The 21,676-nt window shown below is 40.7% G+C and carries 20 protein-coding genes; 3 read left to right on the forward strand and 17 right to left on the reverse strand.

The window, feature by feature from the left end; translation table 11 throughout:
* Nucleotides 1-184 precede the first annotated feature (184 nt).
* The 4 genes from LACDD01_RS12325 to LACDD01_RS06345 form a co-directional block, all read right to left on the reverse strand.
* Complete coding sequence (locus LACDD01_RS12325) at nt 185-268, reverse strand: putative holin-like toxin (protein ID WP_225210261.1); 84 nt, start codon at nt 266-268, stop codon at nt 185-187.
* A 248-nt stretch (nt 269-516) separates the two neighbouring features.
* Nucleotides 517-1,398 carry an RluA family pseudouridine synthase gene (locus LACDD01_RS06335; protein ID WP_061413827.1) on the reverse strand — a complete coding sequence of 294 codons (882 nt, stop codon included), beginning with the start codon at nt 1,396-1,398 and terminating at the stop codon, nt 517-519.
* Between the two features lie 212 nt (nt 1,399-1,610).
* Entirely contained in the window at nt 1,611-2,423 is an 813-nt protein-coding gene (locus tag LACDD01_RS06340) for an NAD kinase (RefSeq protein WP_029343532.1), read from the reverse strand.
* Nucleotides 2,410-3,090: a GTP pyrophosphokinase gene (locus LACDD01_RS06345; RefSeq protein WP_019291383.1), complete on the reverse strand. Its 681-nt coding sequence runs from the start codon at nt 3,088-3,090 to the stop codon at nt 2,410-2,412. The genes LACDD01_RS06340 and LACDD01_RS06345 overlap by 14 nt, the downstream gene beginning before the upstream one ends.
* A gap of 317 nt (nt 3,091-3,407) precedes the next feature.
* Between LACDD01_RS06345 and LACDD01_RS06350 the strand changes: the two genes are divergently transcribed.
* Both LACDD01_RS06350 and LACDD01_RS06355 read left to right on the forward strand, forming a co-directional pair.
* Entirely contained in the window at nt 3,408-4,004 is a 597-nt protein-coding gene (locus tag LACDD01_RS06350; protein ID WP_003133845.1) for a CYTH domain-containing protein, read from the forward strand.
* 129 nt (nt 4,005-4,133) lie between these two features.
* Nucleotides 4,134-4,652 carry a hypothetical protein gene (locus LACDD01_RS06355; protein ID WP_019291385.1) on the forward strand — a complete coding sequence of 173 codons (519 nt, stop codon included), beginning with the start codon at nt 4,134-4,136 and terminating at the stop codon, nt 4,650-4,652.
* A 58-nt stretch (nt 4,653-4,710) separates the two neighbouring features.
* Here the strand turns inward: LACDD01_RS06355 and LACDD01_RS06360 are convergent, their stop codons facing one another.
* Together LACDD01_RS06360 and LACDD01_RS06365 are read right to left on the reverse strand one after the other, a co-directional pair.
* A complete protein-coding gene (locus LACDD01_RS06360) occupies nt 4,711-5,067 on the reverse strand; it encodes a YlbG family protein (RefSeq protein WP_019291386.1) in 357 nt (118 codons plus the stop codon).
* The gene (locus tag LACDD01_RS06365; RefSeq protein WP_061414159.1) at nt 5,051-5,425 is read right to left on the reverse strand and encodes a YlbF family regulator; all 375 of its coding nucleotides are present in this window, start codon (nt 5,423-5,425) and stop codon (nt 5,051-5,053) included. The genes LACDD01_RS06360 and LACDD01_RS06365 overlap by 17 nt, the downstream gene beginning before the upstream one ends.
* 204 nt (nt 5,426-5,629) lie before the next feature.
* Between LACDD01_RS06365 and LACDD01_RS06370 the strand changes: the two genes are divergently transcribed.
* Nucleotides 5,630-6,994, forward strand: a complete 1,365-nt coding sequence (locus LACDD01_RS06370) for an amino acid permease (protein ID WP_061413829.1) — start codon at nt 5,630-5,632, stop codon at nt 6,992-6,994.
* A gap of 34 nt (nt 6,995-7,028) precedes the next feature.
* On the opposite strand, the gene recA is transcribed toward LACDD01_RS06370, so the two are convergent.
* From recA to LACDD01_RS06415, 11 genes are all read right to left on the reverse strand, one after another.
* Nucleotides 7,029-8,180, reverse strand: coding sequence for a recombinase RecA (recA, locus tag LACDD01_RS06375; RefSeq protein ID WP_061413831.1), 1,152 nt, complete (start codon nt 8,178-8,180; stop codon nt 7,029-7,031).
* A 105-nt stretch (nt 8,181-8,285) separates the two neighbouring features.
* Nucleotides 8,286-9,104 (reverse strand): DNA-formamidopyrimidine glycosylase, encoded by an 819-nt coding sequence (gene mutM, locus LACDD01_RS06380; protein WP_061413833.1) that lies wholly within the window; start codon nt 9,102-9,104, stop codon nt 8,286-8,288.
* Nucleotides 9,105-9,294: 190 nt separating this feature from the next.
* Nucleotides 9,295-10,206: a GTPase Era gene (gene era / locus LACDD01_RS06385; RefSeq protein WP_061413835.1), complete on the reverse strand. Its 912-nt coding sequence runs from the start codon at nt 10,204-10,206 to the stop codon at nt 9,295-9,297.
* Between the two features lie 622 nt (nt 10,207-10,828).
* A complete protein-coding gene (locus tag LACDD01_RS12645) occupies nt 10,829-10,930 on the reverse strand; it encodes a putative holin-like toxin (RefSeq protein ID WP_080567271.1) in 102 nt (33 codons plus the stop codon).
* Nucleotides 10,931-11,218: 288 nt separating this feature from the next.
* Nucleotides 11,219-12,250 (reverse strand): Cna B-type domain-containing protein, encoded by a 1,032-nt coding sequence (locus LACDD01_RS12330; RefSeq protein WP_369814481.1) that lies wholly within the window; start codon nt 12,248-12,250, stop codon nt 11,219-11,221.
* Nucleotides 12,181-12,882: a hypothetical protein gene (locus tag LACDD01_RS12340; protein ID WP_231863391.1), complete on the reverse strand. Its 702-nt coding sequence runs from the start codon at nt 12,880-12,882 to the stop codon at nt 12,181-12,183. Before LACDD01_RS12340 ends, LACDD01_RS12330 begins: the two co-directional genes overlap by 70 nt.
* A gap of 206 nt (nt 12,883-13,088) precedes the next feature.
* Nucleotides 13,089-14,081 (reverse strand): signal peptidase I, encoded by a 993-nt coding sequence (locus tag LACDD01_RS06395; protein WP_061413837.1) that lies wholly within the window; start codon nt 14,079-14,081, stop codon nt 13,089-13,091.
* 728 nt (nt 14,082-14,809) lie between these two features.
* On the reverse strand, nt 14,810-16,429 hold the full coding sequence (locus LACDD01_RS06400) for a degradosome RNA helicase CshA (RefSeq protein ID WP_019294205.1): 1,620 nt from the start codon (nt 16,427-16,429) through the stop codon (nt 14,810-14,812).
* Between the two features lie 220 nt (nt 16,430-16,649).
* On the reverse strand, nt 16,650-19,244 hold the full coding sequence (locus tag LACDD01_RS06405; RefSeq protein ID WP_231863392.1) for an LTA synthase family protein: 2,595 nt from the start codon (nt 19,242-19,244) through the stop codon (nt 16,650-16,652).
* Between the two features lie 166 nt (nt 19,245-19,410).
* The gene (locus tag LACDD01_RS06410; RefSeq protein WP_003133826.1) at nt 19,411-20,982 is read right to left on the reverse strand and encodes a peptide chain release factor 3; all 1,572 of its coding nucleotides are present in this window, start codon (nt 20,980-20,982) and stop codon (nt 19,411-19,413) included.
* Between the two features lie 107 nt (nt 20,983-21,089).
* Nucleotides 21,090-21,533, reverse strand: coding sequence for a divergent PAP2 family protein (locus LACDD01_RS06415; RefSeq protein WP_003133825.1), 444 nt, complete (start codon nt 21,531-21,533; stop codon nt 21,090-21,092).
* Nucleotides 21,534-21,676: the final 143 nt, after the last annotated feature.

Here is a 21,676-nt window from a genome sequence, read left to right on the forward strand (position 1 = left end):
CGTGTAGGCAGAAGATTTTTTAGCGCTAGTCCCAACTTCATCTGCCTTGCTATCCTCTGATGTTGATGATATAATGAAAATAAGTAAAAAGGCTTGCGCAAACAAGCCCTTTGTAGCCGTATGAAGAACGGTAGCCAAATATTATTGTTTAAGTAACTGTCATTACTCGGCTAAAGTTGGACAGTTATTTTTTATTGTTGTTATTATTCAATGTCAACACCAGCATTGCAAAAGCAAGCATGAGTGACAAAGCTTCATAAACCGACAAAAAATGTCGCCTTTCTGTATTTTGAGGTTATAGCCTACAAAACGTCATAAGCATCACCTCCCAGTTAGGCTACCGTCCTTTAACTTCTACTCCGTTATTATAACATGTCCAAACTCAAAATGAATCTAAAAGAAAAAGCTGTGTCCCTACAAGATTCAGCTTTATTTTATTGTTTTTTTAGGAAAAATGGCTCTATAGCGTACTTTTGAGCTTGAAATTGTTGTGCGGCCAATAATGGCACATAGCTTTTACTCACGCATCAATTTTTGCATGTCTTCAGGCATTTCTAATTCAATATCAATCAATTTGTCTGTAAAGGGATGGACAAATTGTAAATGATGACAGTGGAGCGCTTGGCGATCAATAAGGTCATGATTACCTCCATAAAGTTCGTCGCCAACAAGAATATGCCCTAGATGTGAAAAATGAACACGAATTTGGTGTGTACGTCCGGTATGTAAAACGACATCTAACTGCATCAAGCCATTTTTCTCTGCAACAACTTCATAACTTGTTCTGGCTTCCTTCCCTTCAGGATGCACACGCCGCTCAATGATTGAAGTCTCCACTCGACCGATAGGTAAATTAATTTCACCTGTTTTGGGTAAGTTCTCATCTGCATGGATAATGGCATAATAGCGTTTGGTCACACTGTCCTTATATTTAGGATGCACGATGAGCGAGTGAGCCAAGCTATGTTTAGCAAAGATCATCAAGCCACTCGTATCACGGTCCAAGCGTGTAATGATATGTACCGTTTGGTCCTCATATTTCTTTCGTACGATATAACCCTTTACAATATTAGACATAGCTCCTGTCGGATGTAAACGTCCAGTAATCGAAGTCCGTCCTGCAGGTTTATTCACAATCAAATAATGATCGTCTTCAAAGACGACTTCTGGGTCAATATCTTCAGGAATCAATAAATCGGTACCTTGCTCGATAGGTGTGATTATCGTAACAACATCATCGACTTGTAAAGGAAAGAGAACATTACGCTCCATGCCATTCACTAAAATTTCACCACCGTCAAATTTGATATGTGAAAGGAAGCGTTTGGAAACGCCATGACGTTTAAGTAAGGCCTTTACCGTACTTCCATCAATTGTATTTGTAAATGAAAATTCCACTGTTTAACTTCTCCTTTTAAGTCTGCTCTTGACATCAAGTACCTTACTGCTGAAGTGTTCTCCAACTCTATGGCTGAATTTTCTCCATCTAAAAACTCCAACATATGTCGGAGTTTGCCTAGAACAGAACTTTATTATAACATATTTGCTCGCTCTGTAAATATAATTAGGTCAAGAAACACTCTACACACAAATGAAAAGTGTGAGCAGCGCTATTCGACTTCACCGATAAACGCATTTTTCACGCGTTCCCAAAAGCTTGTATGGGCACAATTTGCAAAAGCGATAGTTTTACCATCCATGCTGTACTCGATGGCTTCAATTTTTTCGTAGTTGAAGGTCAGCTGGTCAACAGTAACACTGTAATCCTCAACATCTTCTGGACAGATAATGATACTGTCTTTCTTAGCAACAACCATTGGTGCCCCTAATGTCCGATAAACAATATTATTAAGACTAGCTATTTCGGCCATCTGCATAGCTTCCACACGAGGGTGTAAAACAGCACCGCCGATAGATTTATTATAAGCTGTTGAACCTGTTGGTGTGGATACAGATAAGCCATCGCCTCGAAATTTTTCAAAGAGAAAATCCGAAATCCTGATATCCGCAACTAAAGTCTTAGACGTTCGGCGAATCGTTGATTCGTTCAGTGCGTAGTGCAGCATTTCTGAACCATCTTGAAATTTCACACGTATCCGTAATAGGGGATAATGAACAGCATGCTCAGCAGTTTCAGACTCTAGGGCAAGCGCCACCTTATCAAGATCTGTATTCATAAAGTCGGTATAAAAGCCCAGATGTCCCGTATGAACACCGACAAAGCGAATTTTATCCAGCTTGTCCTCATAGAGGTGCATAGCTTTGAGGAGCGTGCCATCTCCCCCGACTGAAATAACAATTTCTGGGTTTTCCTTTTCAAACCTGAAATTTTTGGACTGCAAAAGCGCTGTTAATTCTAACAGCGTCTTTTGTGATTTTTCACTTGAATTCCCTACCAACCAGATCTTTTTACCAGAGCTCATTGTCTTCTCCGTTTTCTTTCTTGTAGTCCAGTCTTGCTTGCGGGTCATCGAAAAGCAATTGGGCTTCTTGAATATCTTCGCGAATCGCACCCATTTCTTTATCCAACTGCGCAGCCATATGCGCCGCAGCAGTCAAGCGTTCTCGAACTTCCTCGGGGATTACACCACCATATTTGTAACTTAAAGAATGTTCGATTGTTGCCCAAAAATTCATCGCCAAGGTCCGGATTTGAATTTCGGCAAGCACAACTTGGGCACCCTCAATCATATCAATCGGATACTCAATAACCACGTGATATGAACGATAACCGCTTGCTTTTTGGTTATGAATATAATCCCGCTCTTCGATAATTTTTAAGTCTTTACGTTTTCGTAAAAGCTCTAACACATCCCAGACGTCATCAACAAACTGCACCATGACACGAACACCAGCAATATCTTCCATTTCTCGGATTGTTTCTTGGGTGTAGCCTCGCATGGCTGCTTTCTTCCGAATCGAATCACGTCGCTTCACGCGCCCCGTGACAAACTCAATCGGTGAGTAAAGTTTTTTCTTTAAAAATTGCTTCCGCACACCACGAAGTTTGATTTTCAGTTCCCCAACCGTTTGGACATAAGGATCAAGAAATTCTTCCCAGTTAAATTCAGTTGTTGTACTTTCAGTCATATGCTTATCCAAACTGACACTCGGTCAATTCTCCTTTGTATTTTATTACAGGTCTTTCTCAATTATACCATATATCGCCCCCATTCACTAGACAGCTTGACTAATTTACGTCTACAAAAAAGAAGCAAAATGCTGTTTTAATAGCACTATAGACCGTAAGAAAGGAGCTCCCTCTTCTTTTCTGGCTTTACTTAGATACAGGCTTTTGATATACTTTTAGATAATAGATCAATCATCATTTTAATAAGAAGGGAGGATGCCTCTCTTGGAGATCTTGTAAAGAGTAATCTAAACAGAGCATCTTTTTATACATAAAAATGTCAACAAATTTAGAAATTGAGCATAAGACGATGCTCTCTATGCCGGAGTATGACCGATTGAAAACACTTTTTTCACACGTCACTCCTGTCCGACAGACAAATCACTATCTTGATTCTCAAGATTTTACACTGCGTAAGAAAAAGTTAGCTCTGCGTATCCGTACCTTTGATCGTTCAGCAGAAATGACACTCAAGGTCCCTCAACAAGTGGGCAATATCGAACATAATATCGACCTTACACTTGAAGAAGCACAATATCTACTCGCACAAAAAAGTATCACTTGCGGTAAAACTGACCTGAGTGAAATTTGCGACATCTTAGTTGAGCGTGGAGTAGATTTAGAGAGCATTACTCTGATTGGTAGTTTAACAACGATCCGCTACGAACAACATCTCCCTATTGGGCTTGCTGCTCTGGATAAGAATGACTATCTGGGTCATACTGATTATGAGTTGGAGCTAGAAGTGACTGATAGTGAACAAGGTAAAAAAGATTTCCTTGCTTTCTTGAAGAAAAACCATATTGAATTTCGTTTTTCAAAATCAAAAGTTGTACGCTTCTTGGACTGTTTACGCCACCTGAAAAAACAATAAAAGTGCTGTTTCAGCACTTTTTTGCATATAATTTGGTCTCCTATATAAAATTTGGTACACTATACAACGTGGATACACAACTGATAAACAATAATATTAAAGATTTTAACAAGGAAAACAATAACTCTCATGTATGATATTCATCATTTTTTCACGCCTATTCTCAATCAATTTTCCGAATTTGATGCGCACAGCTGGTACCTCTATCCAATAGCTACACTTGCTGCAGCTAAAGAATTACGTGACAACAGTGAACTTCCCAAAAATATTGAAAATCTCAACGCGAGCTTTGACCGCCTCCAAAAAATTTCTTCCGATTTCTTGACGATAAATCTACACGGACGAAAGTATGGGCGAAAATTCATCTTAGCTTTACAGGAGAGACTGGACAACCTCAGCATACTGGATTATAACAATCAAATGCGCCATGAAATTCTCTGCGAAATAAAGCTCACAACCGCTGACTTTATTACTCATCGTCAGTTTGCTAAAAAACAAATGATTAAGAATGCTCAGGAATTTTATAAAAATGAGTTTACCCAAGTACCCTCTACTTTAATTTATACCGACACTGAATGTTTACACATCGAAAATTGCTCACAAGCCCTTATTCAAAATTATCTTCGTCACATTGAAAAAACTGCCTAAGGGCAGTTTTTTTGTAGAACAGAGCCTTAAAGGCTGTGTCTATAATGTCTTGTCTCCATTACAATTTACCTAAAGCAGCTTCAAGTTGTCCTTTAATCACCTCATTTGTCTCCGCAAAAGCTTCAGAGAAATTCTGGTTGAGATCTTTCAGATGACTTGGACGTACTCGTTTCACAAATTTCAGTGCTTTAAGTTTCTTGATTGTCTCGGAAACATCTTCTTCATTCACATAAAGCAAGCTATAATGTGCTTTGCGGCTTGTATAACCAAGATCCCCATAGTGACTAAGTTGTCTGTTCCCTTTGTAAGAGTTGCAATAGACAAAAAGTGCAATTCTCCCTTGCATTTCAAGCGGACGAACTGTCTTATCTTCCGATTTCTTTGTCAATATTTCTTTATCAATGATGGCGTCCATGACGGCTTCCTCCTTTCAAAGGTAAATTTTCATCTACAAAAATGTGTTCTGAAATTACTGAACTGATGTCTTTTGTTAGCTCGGATAACAGCTCCTGCAAATCATTTTCAGCTACGCGAAGCTGATAAACCTTCTCATTAAGCAGGATTTCTTTTCGGAGCTGAGCCAGTTCTGGCCTAAAAGCGATATACTCCTGATTGTCCGTAAGAAGTCGGAGCTTAGATTGTAAGTCTTCATCTTCTTCAAAAGCCTTTTTTAAAGCACGATAAGTAGCGACTTCGAGTAATTCCAAAAAATCTTTAACCACTTCATCGATTAAATCATCAATTTCAAACAACTGTTCATTTATGATTAACATAACCTTATTATACCAGAAAACCAACTTTACCGCTTTTTCTCAACCCTCTTCCGTAAACTTTCTCTGTTTTTTCATTTACCATAAATGACATTTTTTATAAGTCTGTTCTAAACATGTAGCACATCATCTTGCCAAATTAATTCAAAAAAGATATAATTAACTGATAATGTCTATAATTGTACATAAAATTACAGAAAGGTTTTTATGAATAATGAAAACAATCAGACCCAGAGAGGTCTGAAAAATCGTCACATCCAGCTTATTGCAATAGCAGGAACTATCGGAACAGGTCTTTTCTTAGGAGCAGGTCAATCTATCAGTATGACCGGGCCTTCCATTCTTTTGATTTATATCATTATTGGTACCTTGATGTTCATCTTGCTCCGTGCAATCGGTGAAATGCTTTATATGGATCCTGAGCAACACTCTTTCCTTAACTTCGTCAGTCACTATCTAGGCAACAAGGCCGGATATTTTATTCAATGGTCTTATTGGCTTGTTGTTATCTTTATGGCTATGGCTGAGTTAACCGCTGTCGGGGTCTACATCCAGTTCTGGTTACCAAGTGTTCCTGTCTGGCTTACCGAAACCGTTATCCTCTTGGCATTAACTGCTTTAAACACACTCAATGCTAAATTCTTCGGTGAAACAGAGTTTTGGTTTGGGATGATAAAGATCGTTGCTATCGTTGGTTTGATTGTTACTGCCATCATCATGGCCTTCAGTGGCTTTCAAGCAGATGGTACAACAGTTAGCCTTAGCAATGTGACGAAGGACTTCTCCTTCTTCCCTAATGGCATTACAAACTTCATCGGAAGCTTCCAAATGGTAATGTTTGCCTTTGTTGCGATGGAATTTATCGGAATGACCGCTGCTGAAACCTTGGATCCACGTCCAACACTTAAAAAAGCAATTAATCAAATTCCGATTCGTATTTTAATCTTCTATATCGGAGCACTCACTGCGATTATGTCTATCTATCATTGGACAGATATTCCTGCAGATCAGTCTCCATTCGTTATGGTCTTTGACCTTATTGGTTTCAAGTGGGCAGCAGCAGTGATTAACTTTGTCGTCTTGACTTCTGCAGCTTCAGCGCTTAATTCAGCACTTTTCTCAACTACACGTAATCTTTTCTCTCTTTCAAAATTACACGGAGACAAAGCATTACAGCCCTTCACAAAACTTTCGAAAAATGGTATCCCAACAAATGCCCTTTTCTTCACAGCAGCACTAATCTTCTTAGCCCCATTTATCTCACTTATTCCTGGTGTGTCTAACGGCTTTGTCTTTATCACAAGTGTTGCGACTAATCTCTTCTTGATTGTTTATATCATGACCTTGATTGCTTATACAAAATATAGAAAATCAAGTGAGTATCTCGAAGACGGCTTTAAGGTTCCAATGCCGAACGTATTAGTTCCAGTGACTATCGTCGCATTTGGCTTAATCTTTATTTCCCTCTTCTTCTTCAAAGATACACGTATACCAGCGATTGGTTCAGCAATCTGGATCGTCGTCTTCGGGATTATTTCTTATCTCCGTAAAGAAAAAACAGTTGACTTATAAATAAAAAAACTTCTGAATACAGAAGTTTTTTTATTTATTCTAATTCAAGCTCGATTTCTTCCACTCCAGCAGCTTCAACCTTTACTTTTTCATCTGCTTTTGCTGGTTTAGCATCTGCTTTTTCATTTTCTTCATCACTTTCAATCAAACCGTGATTTTGACGTACTTTACGGTTGATTTCATTGAAAATTTCAGGATTATCTTTAAGGAAGGCTTTCGCTTTCTCCGCACCTTGACCGATCTTTTCGTCATTATAAGAGAACCAAGCACCTGCTTTCTTCACAATGCCTTCTTCAACGGCAATTGTTAAGAGTTCACCTGTTTTAGAAATACCTTCACCAAACATGATATCTACTAAAGCAACTTTAAATGGTGGCGCAACTTTGTTTTTAACAACTTTAATCTTCGTCAACTTACCAATGGCTGTTTTGTTGTCACCAGAGCCTTCTTCGATTTTTGTGCTACCACGAACGTCTAAACGTACAGAAGCATAGAATTTCAAAGCACGACCACCAGGCGTTGTTTCTGGGCTACCAAACATAACACCGACTTTTTCACGCAATTGGTTGATAAAGATCGCTGTTGTTTTTGTTTTGTTGATGCCTGCAGCAAGCTTACGCATGGCTTGACTCATCATACGTGCTTGCAAACCAACTGTCGAATCTCCGATTTCACCGTCAATTTCGGCACGTGGTGTCAAAGCAGCAACAGAGTCGACAACAACAAGGTCCACTGCACCAGATTCAATCAATTTCTCAGCAATTTGCAAGCCTTGCTCACCATAGTCAGGTTGTGACAAAAGAAGTTGGTCAATGTCGACACCAATCGCTGCAGCATAGACGGGATCCAAAGCGTGCTCCGCATCGATAAAGGCAGCAATACCACCTTCAGCTTGCACTTGAGCAACCGCATGCAGCGCAACCGTAGTCTTACCAGAACTTTCTGGACCGTAGATTTCGATGATACGACCTTTAGGATAACCACCGGCACCAAGTGCAATATCCAAAGCCAAACTTCCTGAACTTGTGACTTGAACTTTTTGACTCGCTGCTTCACCCAAACGCATCAAAGAACCTTTACCAAAATCTTTTTCGATAAGGTCAAGCGCATCTTTTAAGGCTTTTTCACGTTCTGCACCATATTTTTTTGTGATATCTTCTAATTTTTTCTTTTTCTTTGTAGCCATTATTTTCTCCGTTAATCTCTTGCTCTTTATATTATAGCATTTTTAATTTTGTTTGAAACTGATTGCACCGCATATTTTAGTACGTAAAAAATTGAAGTTTTCACTCTACTTTTGACAATATGGGCAAAAATGTGAACCGCGTCCTGCGACCTTTATCTTTTCAATCACTGCTTGCTGGCAATGTGGACAAAGCTGTCCTTGCTTACCATAAACCATAAGTAACTCCTGCATACTTCCTTCTTTACCCATCGCATTTTTATACGTCCGAATGCTGGATCCCCCACGTTCAACTGCCGTTTGGAGGACTTCAATCGTATAATCGTGAAGGCGGTGAATTTGAACATCGCTCAAGGCTGAAGCCAGCATTTCAGGATGCACTTGTGAGCGCCAAAGTACCTCATCAACATAGATGTTTCCTAGCCCAGCAACTAAAGTCTGGTCTAAAAGATAAGGTTTTATCTTCTTTTTCGATTTCTTTAGTTTTTCAGCAAAAATCTTCTCATCAAAGGTTTCAAAACTTGGCTCTGGGCCAATCTTTTTCGAAAGGAAATAACGTTCAACATCCTGACTTTTCAATAATTCCCAAGTGCCAAACTTGCGGACATCAGCATAAACAAGTGTCGCATCTGAAAACTTGACAAAGAGATGATCGTGCTTTTGCTTGACAAACTCCAGCGGTTCTACCCGGTATTTCCCCTCCATACGTAAATGGGAAATCAAGATCCACTGACCAAAATCAAAAAGCAAGTACTTGCCACGGCGCTGGATATCTTTGATGACTTGACCTTCAAGTTCTTTTTTTAACTCCTCGAATCCTGTTAAAACCATTCGTGGATATGAACTTTCAATCTCCAATATTTTTTTATTTCTCACCAGCTTTTCCAAGCCTCGGCGTACATTTTCGACTTCTGGTAACTCTGGCATCTGTTTGCCATCCTATCCTAATTATTGGGTCTAATCAATGGAGAGTACAGCACACTCATGCAAAAGCCGGAGCTCTTCCCACCCATCAAATATTGAACCCATCAATATTATAGTCTATTTCTTTATTAAAATCAATAGATTATATTGGTTTTTTCGATATAATAAAAAAGCAGCTCAAACGAGCCAACTTTTACATATAATCTTCTTTCTTGTAACCAAAGTCGGATAAATCCATCTTACGGTCGCGCCAGTCATTTTTAATCTTGACCCATGTTTCAAGATAAACTTTATCACCCAGCATCAACTCAATATCACGGCGGGCCAATTTTCCAATCTTACGAATCATATCGCCGCCTTTACCGAGGATTATTCCTTTTTGGCTCTTACGTTCGACAATGATTGTTGCCATAATATGAATTTTCCCTGTTTCTTCATCACGTTTCATCGAATCTGTCGTTACAGCAATACTGTGCGGTACTTCTTCACGTGTCAAAAGAAGAATTTTTTCACGAATCATTTCGCTAACCAAGAAGCGTTCCGGATGATCGGTCACCATGTCTTCTGGGAAATACTGAGGACCTTCTTCAAGCTTGCTACTCAATGTTTCCAGCAAACGCTCCGTGTTATTACCTTGAAGTGCCGAAATTGGCACAACTTCGGCAAAGTCCATTTGCGAAGTATAGTCTGAAACAGTTTCAAAAAGGGCATCTGGATGAACTTTATCAATCTTGTTGACCACCAAAATAACAGGAACATCTGCTGTTTTCAGGCGTTCAATAATCATGTTTTCACCCGTCGAGCGCGGCTCGTCAGCAGCAACCATGAAAAGGACCATGTCACACTCACGAAGCGTAGAATAGGCAGACTGCACCATAAAATCGCCCAAAGCATTATGCGGTTTATGGATACCCGGTGTATCGATAAAGATAATTTGTTCCTTATCTGTCGTATAAATTCCTTGAATTTTATTCCGTGTCGTTTGCGGCTTGTCGCTCATAATCGCTATCTTTTGGCCCATCACATGATTTAGAAATGTTGATTTTCCAACATTGGGACGGCCTAAAATGGCTACAAATCCTGATTTAAAAGTATTATTTGTCATAGTGCTATTCTACCATATTTTAGCCTTATATTCTCCCTCTTCTATACTTTCTTGAGGGAAAAGAGAAAGTTTTCAGTGCCTTGATATTAAGTATAGCTCATGCTATAATAAAAATAAGAAAAGGACTTGCGCTAACAAGTCCCCTGTAGCCGTTTTAAGAACGGTAGCCAATATTTAGTTTAAATAACTGTCATACTCAGCTAAAAGTATAATGACAGTTATTTTTTGTTTCTATCGTTGATTTTTAACATCAGCGTTGCAAATGCAAGAGCAAACATTAAAGTCTCAAATATTGACAAACCTTTCGCCTTTCATGTTTTATGAGAGATTACCAAAACCATGGCATCACCTCCAATCAGGCTACCGTCTTTTTACTTCTACCCTATCATTCTAGCATAGGGAAATCTTAAATCTAAGTTGTCTGCTTTAGCTATGGGCAGATATGCCCATCTAGTCCTTTAATGTTTTAAAACTTGTTTTCAACTCTCTTGATATAAGGTATGGCTAATGTTATAATAAAAATAAGAAAAGGAGCTTGCTACTAACAAGCTCCAATGAGACCGCTTAAGACGGTTGGCATTAGTTAGTCAAAAATAGACCGAACTCTCCAAAAGTTAGCGGTCTATTTTTTTGTATTCTTTATTATCTCGATAATGAGATGGAGCAGCATCAGGATGAAGCCCGCAAAGGCGAGCATCAAGCTTAAGCTGTCGGAAATACTCAAAAAATCTAGCCTTTCTAGTTTGATAGGGAATTGCCCTGTATCATCGGCATCATCCCTCTTTCTATACTAAGCCAACCGCTTAAAACTCTCTCAGCTTCATTATAGCATAGACGTTGCGCCTTAAAAAGAGCGCTTCTCCTTTTCACTTGAACTTCTATTCCCCTCGGGAAGCCCTGCAAAGCCTGTCTCCACGGAATTTTACCGCTCTAAAAACTTGGCAGTCAGTAAGCCATATTTGGCACACCATTAAAAAACGGATCAAGTCCTCACTTGGTCCATTTTTTATTTTTAGCTGTTGCTCCTCTTATAGAGTTGGTAAGCAACCCGTAGGAAGATAAGTCCTAGGAGTACCGCACCAACTGCCAGCGTATCGCCAACATCTGGCAAGCGCTCGGTGGTCGGTGGTTTGTCTGCTGGAGGCGCTTGGCTTGGCGGTTGCTTCATGCCCACATAAGTGTTGCGAATGGTGAAACCCTTCCGTGCATTGCCGCTTATCTTTGTCTCATAGCCATTGACAGCCAGCTCTTTAACCTGATAGACAATCTCCTTGCCGTCTGCATCAAAGCGTGGTACATCTTGGAAAACCGCCTGCCAGTCGCTCGCTTGACTGAGCTGTTTCCGGCTGACTTCCTCCTGACCTGCAAAGAGCTGAATAATGATGGACTGCGGTTGCAAGTCAGGCGTGAGTTCCTTATGTTCCCAAACTTTTTTCACAGGAATATCCAAGCTTTCACCCAGCAAGGCGCGCTTGTCAAAATGGTTGGTAAAGACCGGCCGTAAGCCCTCAAAAGCTTGCCCGTTTTTGCTCAGCCATTGCTTACCTAAGCTCAGCTTGCCATCTAGAGCTTGCTCCACTTGTACATGCCAGATATACTCTGCATTGTCATAGGTCCAGCCCAACGTATTTCCACGTTTTTCATGGACCATAAACTCAAAAGTTCCCGCTCGGTCCAAAGAAACCTGAGGAAAAGAAACGCGCCCGCTATTGGTGATATGCACCGTCTGCCCACCCGGATTCATGATAAAGCTGAAGCGTTCGTCCTGTGGTGCAGGATCGCCTGTCAGGCGTTTTTCAATCTCTAACTGCGCCTTAACTGGCGGTATCCATGTGTTATGCAGATCGATAGACCCCGCCTTAGTTTTGGTTTGCCAGCCAGAGATCGGCACTTCGCGAATACGATAGTCTATCTCCTCGCCCGCCTCGTCAAACTTGGGCAAATTTTCGAAGCGGTAAGTCCACTCTGGACCGGTCACATCGGTCTGACGGACGACCCTATCGTCTTGTAGGAGCTGCACCGTGATTTGCTCAGGCACTTGCACACTGTCAGGTTTTTCCCAAGTCTTTTGTCCTGAAAGGGAAAGGCTTGAGCGGAGATAGCGGTTAGTCTGGCGGACATAGACATTGCGGTCGAGATGCCCCTGCTCCACGCTTCCTGTGCCATACTCAATACTCTGCTGGCTGAAGCCCGCATCAAAGCTGTCATGCTCGACCACTCGCCAACGGTCGCCCAGTAAAGCCAGCCGTTAGCATCATGCACCCAGAAGTTGCCTGTCGGCTCGCCTGCGTTATGCCAGTCCGTCATGGTCATGTAGCCGCCATGCTGAGACTGGACCGTTGCCTGTGCCACATGGGTCACATCAGGTATCAACACTTCCTCCTCTGTTGCCTTGTCCCAAGTGCGTAAGGTGGACGTATGCTTTTGTCCTTCGGTCCACTGGTCGTGCGTGCCGGGCATGGTTATCCCTAAGTCGGTATTGAGCGCTCCTGACTGCCCTTCACGGCCTTGACCTGTGGTATTGGAGTCGGCACTGTGATTGTTTTGGTTAAAGGTTGGCATGAAGATTTTCAGATATCTATTATCATCGCCCAGATGGAGCGTGACATAGTCGGCTAACGCAGAGTTGCTATCGCGCTCGGGTTTGACGATCGCCCAAGAGCTGGGGGCGCGCACCGGGCGGTGCTTGATGAGAGGTTATCCCCAGCACCGACTGGCCAAAGTTGGCAAAGGCGAAAGTACCGCTCACACTAAGACTTAATGCCAGCAGGAGAAGGACGGAGATGATATGCCTTTTCTTGTAGCGCCGCAGAAAGCGCAGGCTTTTCGGACAGGCTTTGCCGGCGAGAGTACGCTTGTGCAAAGCCGTTTTGACCCAAAGCCTAGTGCGCTGTTTCATGTGTCCGCACCTCACTTTCTGTCACATCGCGCGCCTGTCGTCCACTTTTTTTCTTTTTGAGCTTGCGCTGCTTAATTGCCAAAAGGGTATAGTTGATAATCTCATGGAGTAACAAGGTTGCAATCAGCATGACGATTACAGACACGATGATATTATTCCGGATAAAGTGAATGGCGCGCCCTAGCGGATAGCTGGAGAAGATAACCTGCCCGATGATGTTGCTAGCATGGACCATGTCGGCGTCTTCGCGCTGGTTATCCGTCCCTTGGGTCGTGAAACCGCGCTCGCGGGTACGCAGATGATTTTCCTCAATGCCTGTGATACGGTGGGTCACCACACGATCGGACTCGGTGATAAAGGTAATATCATCGCCGATATCTAGTGTATTGGCATCCACCTGTCGAGTCAGGAGAAAGGTATTCCGTGGATAAACGCTGCGCATAGAGTTAGACAATACAGTCATGGGTGAAAAGCCACCGATATTGATGGGCTTGCTGGCTTCATCCTGCAAGATCAAGCGTGATTCGACAAAGACCAAAAGCACGATGATGATGAGGTAGAAGAAAGCATTGCTCACAAGGCTGACGCCTTTGGATTTGGATTTTGCCGGATGGTTACTGCCATAGTCCTCAAAAGCCAGCTGCGGACTGTGCCGATGATAAAACTCCGAGCGCGCCGCCGGCGATACCGTCATTTGACTGACGACCAATGTCGGATAGCGCCTTGCCTCTTGGGGAAAGGCGGTGTAACAATGGTAAGGCTTTTCGGGCTCAACCTGCGCCACATCCTTTTCTATCGCTGTAGCTGTAAACGTCTGGTCCTGAGCTGTGCCGGTAACATCTGGCACAACTGCCGGACTTTTGTTGCGCAAGATTTCTGATTGGGCTGATTCTGATGGGGCATCCAAGGTAAACTTGCCGCCACCACTCAGGTCCCAACTTTTCAGCGTATCGAGCGGGTAGGGTGTCTTGTCCATTCCTTTCCTCCTTTCTATCCAAAGTATGATTTCTCTCTTCATATAAATTTTGAGTTACAGATATATATATATATGACATTTCTAATATTTATATAGTTACATTTTAGTTACATAACAATTATATAAAATTAACATTGAAAATAAAAAAGATATGTGAGGTTTATGAAAAAAAAAAAAATGAGAGCCTTTTTTGGCTCTCATAAATTTGCGTTTTTGTTTTCGGGTACTTCTCTATGAGTTGGAAATGTTCTCTCTGCCACAGTTGTAGCTGCTCTTATTGACTTTATTTACACGTTTTGATATACTAAAATAAAAGCTGAGAGCTATTGCCGTAGCTCCCAGCGTAAGTCTTGGAACTCTTGTCTTTAACGTCTCCTGCGAGACGTTTTTTTAATTCTATCAGCTATTGATGAGTCAATTTTGAAACGACCCCAAGCCCTAAGAACTATCGATATCGCAAGAGCAACATAGATAACAAGCATCCCATGCTTTCCTTTCCCTCATAGTGTTAACCTCCCATGTCTTGGATTGTGTGAAGGCACGCTATTTGTTCCAGTTAAGCAGACTTACAAGCCAAACGAGGTAATTAAGCTCACTTGACTACGACATTATTATAACATTGTCATGACATATCCTCAAATGCTGCTTTAATTTTCCTTTTTTCATATTCGTTCTAAAAAAAACGCTCAAGACAGCTATTCAAATGCCGTTTTGAGCGTTTTTTCTATTTATTTATCGCCGCGGTTACGCATCACGAAGCCAGCTTGTTTTTCGCTGCCTTGTGTTTTTGGTTTACGGTCTTTTTTATAGTAGTCACGTTTTTTATCGTCACGATCACGCCAGTTGCGTTTCTTGTCGTCGCGGTCACGGTCACCACCTTTGCCACGGTAACCGCCCTTGCCATCACGATCGCCACCACGGCCGCCGCGGTTGTTGTTACGATCACGTCCATAACGGCCGCCACCTTTGTTGCCGCCTTTACCTTTGCCCTTGAAGCCTTTGCCTTCACCATTAAATGGCAATGGGCGTTCTGCTGTGATTTGGACTTCTGGCATTGTGTCAGGGTCTTTCACACGGCTTTGGATAAGCATAGCAACCAATTCTTTGACATCGTATTCTGCCATGAGCTGTTCTGCATCAGCATCAAATTTTGTCAACTTGCCTTTAAGGCTACCGTCTTGGAGGTCACGTTTGATTTCATCCATGGCAACAGAAAGACTGGCTTGATAAGCATCTTCTTTTGTTGGTGGACGCATGCCCTTCATTTCTTTCTTGGTCAATTTTTCAATGGCACGGAGATAACCCATTTCATTGTAACTAACGAAGGTTACAGAACGACCTGACTTACCGGCACGACCTGTACGACCGATACGGTGAACATAGCTTTCTTGGTCTTGGGTAATGTCGTAGTTGTAAACGTGGGTTACACCTGAGATGTCAAGTCCACGGGCTGCAACGTCAGTAGCAACCAAGATATCCAAGTGGCCACCTTTGAAATCGCGTAAAACGCGTAAACGTTTGTTTTGGTCCAAGTCACCGTGAATACCTTCGGCACGATAACCACGTAATTTCAAACCACGTGTGATTTCATCCACACGGCGTTTTGTACGTCCAAAGACAATAGCGAGTTCTGGACGTTCAACATCAAGCAAACGTGTCAAGACATCAAATTTTTCAAATTCTTTTGTCTTGATAAAGTATTGATCGATACGATCAGCAGTCATTTCTTTAGCCGCAACTTTGATATGCTCTGGGTTTTTCATGAATTTGACACCGATTTTTTTGATGTCATTTGGCATAGTTGCTGAGAAGAGCAATGTTTGACGTTCTGCTGGTGTTTTGCCGATGATGAATTCGATATCCTCAAGAAAGCCCATGTTAAGCATTTCATCTGCTTCATCAAGAATCAATGTTTCAAGATGTGAAAGGTCAAGCGCTTTACGTTTGAGCAAGTCAACCATACGTCCCGGTGTACCCACAACGATATGAGCACCTGAGCGCAAAGCTTTGATTTGTTTTTCGATGCTTGAACCACCAAAAACAGTGCGGACTTTAAGCCCTTTAGATTTACCAAAGCGGAAAAGTTCTTCTTGTCCTTGAACTGCAAGTTCACGTGTTGGGGCGATTACAAGAGCTTGAATCGCTTTATTTTCTGGATTAATTTTTTCGATTGTTGGAAGGCCAAAAGCGGCTGTTTTACCAGTACCTGTTTGAGCTTGTCCAAGAACGTCACGTCCTGAGAGCGCGAGTTGAATCGTTTGCTCTTGGATTGGCGTTGGTTGCTCATAACCGATAGCTGTAAGCGTCTCGACAATGCCTTCTGAAAGGCCGAGTTCGTTGAATTTCAATTGTTTCACCTATAATTTTCTAAATTTGCCACTGGCAAATATGACGACCAAGCTCGAAAGCTCAGTTACAGGCGAAAAAATCTTTGTCTTAACTCGCCTGAATATATAACTTGACTATTATATCATACTTTTAAAGATGTAAATGCTTACCTTTTTTATTTTTTAAAAATTTTTTTTAGCATCAAAAGAACCAATAAAAAAGCACTCCTTGAAGCGCTTTTTATTTTTCCAATTTGAAGAAAGGAGAATCTTCTTTCAAATAATGTTTACCAGAGGTTAAGTCATATTGTACCAACTTCAAATCTTCCATACGTTTGCTTTGCTCTTCTGTCAAGGTTACTGTTGAAGATAGAGGCGAGTTATAAGCTGCCGGAACTTCCCACATCACATCTGACAAGAGAGCATAGTAAGGTGAAACTTTGGAGCCTGTTGCTTCAAATAAAGCTGGCGTAAAGGTTGCTGAACTTAAGTCCACTTGTTTATTGGTAGTGTTTCCTTTGTTGGTCCAGATGAAGTAATCTGTCTTATAAGCATTTAGTGGATCCTCTTTGAAGCCAGCATAGTCAGAAGGAAAGACATTTGACAAATGGTCGCCATAGAAAACCAGAGTAATTTTTTTATCAATCTTCTCAAGTTCTGTCAAGAATTCTTTGGTTTCCTTATCTGTATCCGAAATCTTACGAACATAATTCTCCAGAAGTTTATTTTGAGCTTCGGAATAACCTTCGCCTGAAGCTGTGATAGTAGAGGAACCAGAATAGCTCGTATATGGCATATGATTTTGCATGGTCAAAACACTAAAGAATTGTGATTTAGAGGGATCAATTTTCTCTAAAACATCTCTATAAGTTTGAGCATCTGAAACCTTGCCATCGAGTGTTTCTTGGTTAGTTAATAAATCAGCTTTGTCTGTGCCCGAGAGCGCATAGAAATGATCGAAACCAAGTTTACTATAGATTGAATTACGATTATAATTGGTTGCATTTTCTGGATGAAGCGCAATCTTATTTGGGAAGTAATTCGAAATAGAAGGAATAAACGGCATGCTTGGAAAAACATCAGAATTAATCGTAGAAATATTACTTGAAAAATTAACTTTCGGAAGTCCACTTAAAGTTTGTGCTTCCATATTGGCAGTTCCACCAGCAAATCCATTTGAATACATCAAACCACCGGTTGCATTTGCCTTAATTTCATCAATATTTTTCAACGGATTTTCTGATAAAGTTGCGCCTTGGACACGGTTGGGATTTGATAAGGATTCACTTAAAAGATAAATAACCGTTTGATCCGTGATGTGCGAGGAGCGATTTTTATTGATTTTCTCCGCTTCATCGCTATACTTTTCAACAATCTCTTGTATTTTGGCTTGACTGTAACCTTCTGGCTCATCCATCGCTTTACCAAATATTTGCTTCACCCAAACATAGGAAAGGGACTTGGCACGCGCAATATTTGGTGAGCCTTTCCATAAAATATCTCCATTTGAAACTTTAATATATTGTGTTAATACCGGCACATTTATCTGTTTATCTGGCGAAGTAAAATTTCGGAAGTTTTGAACCAAAGGGAAAGCAAGAACGATAAGAATAATCGCTGTCAATCCTCTTTCTTTCCAAGACATTATCTTACCCTTGAAAAATTTTCGGCTTAATAAAATGACAAGAGCTGCAAGAACTAAAAGTATTGCCGCAGCTACTGCTACTAATTTTAAATCAACAAAAGAGAGCAGAGACTTAAGATTCATTAACCATGAAAGTTCTGAAACATAGACAGGTTCTTGTCGTTCAGAAAATTTTATTGCATTTCCGACAGTGAAACTTCCAAAGATAAGGATAATAACTGCTGTAGCAATCATGTAACGATTAAGTAGTAAATAGATAGCCATAAAAATCAAAGTTAAAACTAAGATTTGGAAGAGGCTCATCCCTGCAACAACGTAACCATAGAACATAGGTCCTGATTCAACTTTCATTGATGCTTGGATAAAATAGTTGAATACCATAGCCAAAAGTAAACTGCTTGTCAATGCCAATGAAAAGTTCACTTTGTTGGCTTTAAACGCTTGAATCCCTTTAACAATAAAATAGCTTAGAATACAAATAACTATAAAGGCAAAAAGAAAATTTCCGAAAAGACGTAAAAAGTCATCACGTCCTACGATATTATTTGCGACATAAACCAAGCGTAGATTCCCTGCAGAATTTACTGGTCCGAAGCCTGTGTTCCAAACTAAGCGTCGTGTCATATTATCAAGAAAAGCCACACTCGTCAGTAAAGCCATATAAAAATGCTCGACTTTAATATCTGCCGCAATATTGGAGACTTTTTGTAATTTCTTACTGTCAGGTATATGTGTGACCAGTCCGATAGCTAAAAGAATCACAAAAGCTAATGGAAAGTACCGCTCGACAAGAAGATTTAAATTTAAGGAAATATAATCTATGCTAAAAGCTGCATTATTTATATTCTCAACCAGAATCATCGAAAGATGAAAAAGATAATACGCAATTAAAATACAAGGAACGGCAAGGATCCTTTTCCAGTCCAATAGCTTGTTTTTTCTCCTCGAACGTCTCGTGACTTGCATCATCCAGATATCTTTATTCTTTACAAAAACAAGCGCCAGATAAGCAAGACCGAAAAATCCAACAATACGATAGGCTAAAAGTAAAAAAGTAACTGGGGTTGAGTAAGTTACCTCCTCAGGTAAAACATTAGCAAAGTTTACACTGGATAAGCCTATAAATAAGAAAATTATCGAAATTATTTGCAATATTCTCTTCTTTTTTATTATATTACTATACTTTTGCATAAGTTTCATTATAGCATATTAAACAACTTAAAAACCACTGATATACAAGCCTTTTTCTTATAAAAAGACTAACACTGAACTTTCTCCTCTGATATAATTTTGGGAAATACTCATCTTTAAAATAAAAAAAGTCCATTAGGGACTTTTCAAGTAATTTGTCAGAATATTAAACAGAAAATTGCTCCATCAACTCCACATCAGGGTATTTATCTTTAAACCATCGCATGGCAAAGTCATTTTCAAAGAGGAAGAGTGGATGATCGAAGCGATCTCGTGCTAAGATATTACGGCTTGACGACATTTTTTCATCTAAATCTTCGGGTTTAATCCAGCGGACTGTTTTGCTGCCCATTGGTGTCATGATAATTTCTGAATTGTACTCATTCTCCATCCGGTGTTTGAAAACTTCAAATTGCAGTTGACCAACCGCACCAAGCATGATTTCCCCTGTCGTATAGGTTTTGTAGAGCTGTATCGCCCCTTCTTGCACCAACTGCTCAATCCCTTTTTGGAATGATTTTTGCTTCATGACATTTTTAGCAGTCACGCGCATAAAGAGTTCTGGTGTAAAAGTTGGTAGTGGTTCAAAAGGTGTTTTAAGTTTACCTGTGGTCAGCGTGTCACCAACCTGGTAAGTTCCTGTATCGTAAACCCCAATGATGTCACCTGCTACCGCATTTTCGACATTTTCACGAGATTCTGCCATAAACTGAGTCACATTTGAAAGTTTGACTTGTTTCCCTGTCCGAAGGAGTTTTACGCCCATTCCTCGCTCAAATTCACCCGACACAATCCGCACAAAGGCAATACGGTCGCGGTGACGAATATCCATGTTGGCTTGAATCTTAAAGACAAAACCAGAGAATTCTTCACGTAATGGATCGATAATTTCATCCTCAACAGTCTTATGTCCATTTGGCTCTGGCGCATAAGTTAAGAAAGTATCCAAGAAGGTTTCGACCCCAAAGTCTGTCAAGGCCGAACCAAAGAAGACAGGTGTCAACTGACCAGCAAGCACTTCTTTTTCGTCAAATTCATTCCCGGCATCAAGTAAGAGCTCGGCATCTTCCATAGCTTGCGCATAGAAAGGATTACTTGTCAGTGGATGGCTGGCATCAATTTCACCATTTTCCCCAAACTCAATGAAGCGCTCGCCATTTTCAGGTTGATAAACTTCGATACGTTTGTTATAAAAGTCATAGAGCCCTTGGAAGTTTTTCCCCATACCGATTGGCCAGTTCATAGGCACAGAAGCGATACCCAAAATATCTTCTAATTCGCTCAGTAAGTCTAGCGGTTCACGACCATCACGGTCCAATTTATTAATAAAGGTAAATACAGGAATGCCACGGCGTTTTACAACTTGGAAAAGTTTTTTGGTTTGGGCCTCGATACCTTTGGCGCTATCAATAACCATGACCGCAGCATCAACGGCCATCAAAGTACGGTAGGTATCCTCAGAGAAGTCCTCGTGCCCTGGTGTATCCAAGATGTTCACGCGCTTGCCAGCATAATCAAACTGCATAACTGATGAAGTCACGGAAATCCCACGTTCTTTTTCAATGTCCATCCAGTCCGATTTTGCAAAATTTCCTGTTTTACGTGCTTTGACCGTTCCGGCCTCACGGATTGCTCCACCAAATTTAAGGAGTTGTTCTGTTATTGTTGTTTTACCAGCATCCGGGTGACTGATGATGGCAAAGGTACGGCGTTTTTTTATTTCTTCTGCTCTATTCATTTTTTAACCTATTCTTATCAAAATATATGCCTTATTATTATAGCAAAAAAACAGGGAAACTGTTCTTTATCAATTGCTATACGGCTTTTAGGAGGTTTGTTATCTCTTTAATTCATTAAAAGGGCCACAATAATTCCTAAAATTGCTCCACCCAAGACTTGAAAAGGTGTATGACCTAGAAGTTCTTTCAAGGCTTTTTCTGCATTTATCTTAGGGTTTTCGATTGTTTTGATAATGATATTTAAAATATAAGCATGTGTCCCTGCTTGACGCCTTATTCCTTGCGCATCATACATCACGACGAATGCAAAAACAGTAGCAACAGCAAATACAGCGGAGTCAAAACCTTGCGAAAGACCTGTCGCTGTTGTCATAGAAACCACTAAAGCACTGTGCGAGCTCGGCATACCGCCTGTCGCGAAAAGCAATCGCCAATCCAGTTTACGATAGCGAAAGATATCGACAATAATTTTGATGATTTGTGCAGCAAACCATCCCACGATGGCCGTGATTAAAATTTGGTTACTTATAATTTCAGTAAAAAAGTTCATCATCCTTCCTCTTTCCTCTTTCATTTATAAAAATACTGTGACTCACCTTAACTTCATTTTATACCATTTAAGGTAAATTCAATAATAAAATAGTCCCCAGATGCTTTTCTGGGGTTGATAAAAAAACTACACCTTTCAAGGGA

It is taken from the genome of Lactococcus sp. DD01, assembly GCF_001578715.1.
Taxonomy (GTDB): domain Bacteria; phylum Bacillota; class Bacilli; order Lactobacillales; family Streptococcaceae; genus Lactococcus; species Lactococcus petauri.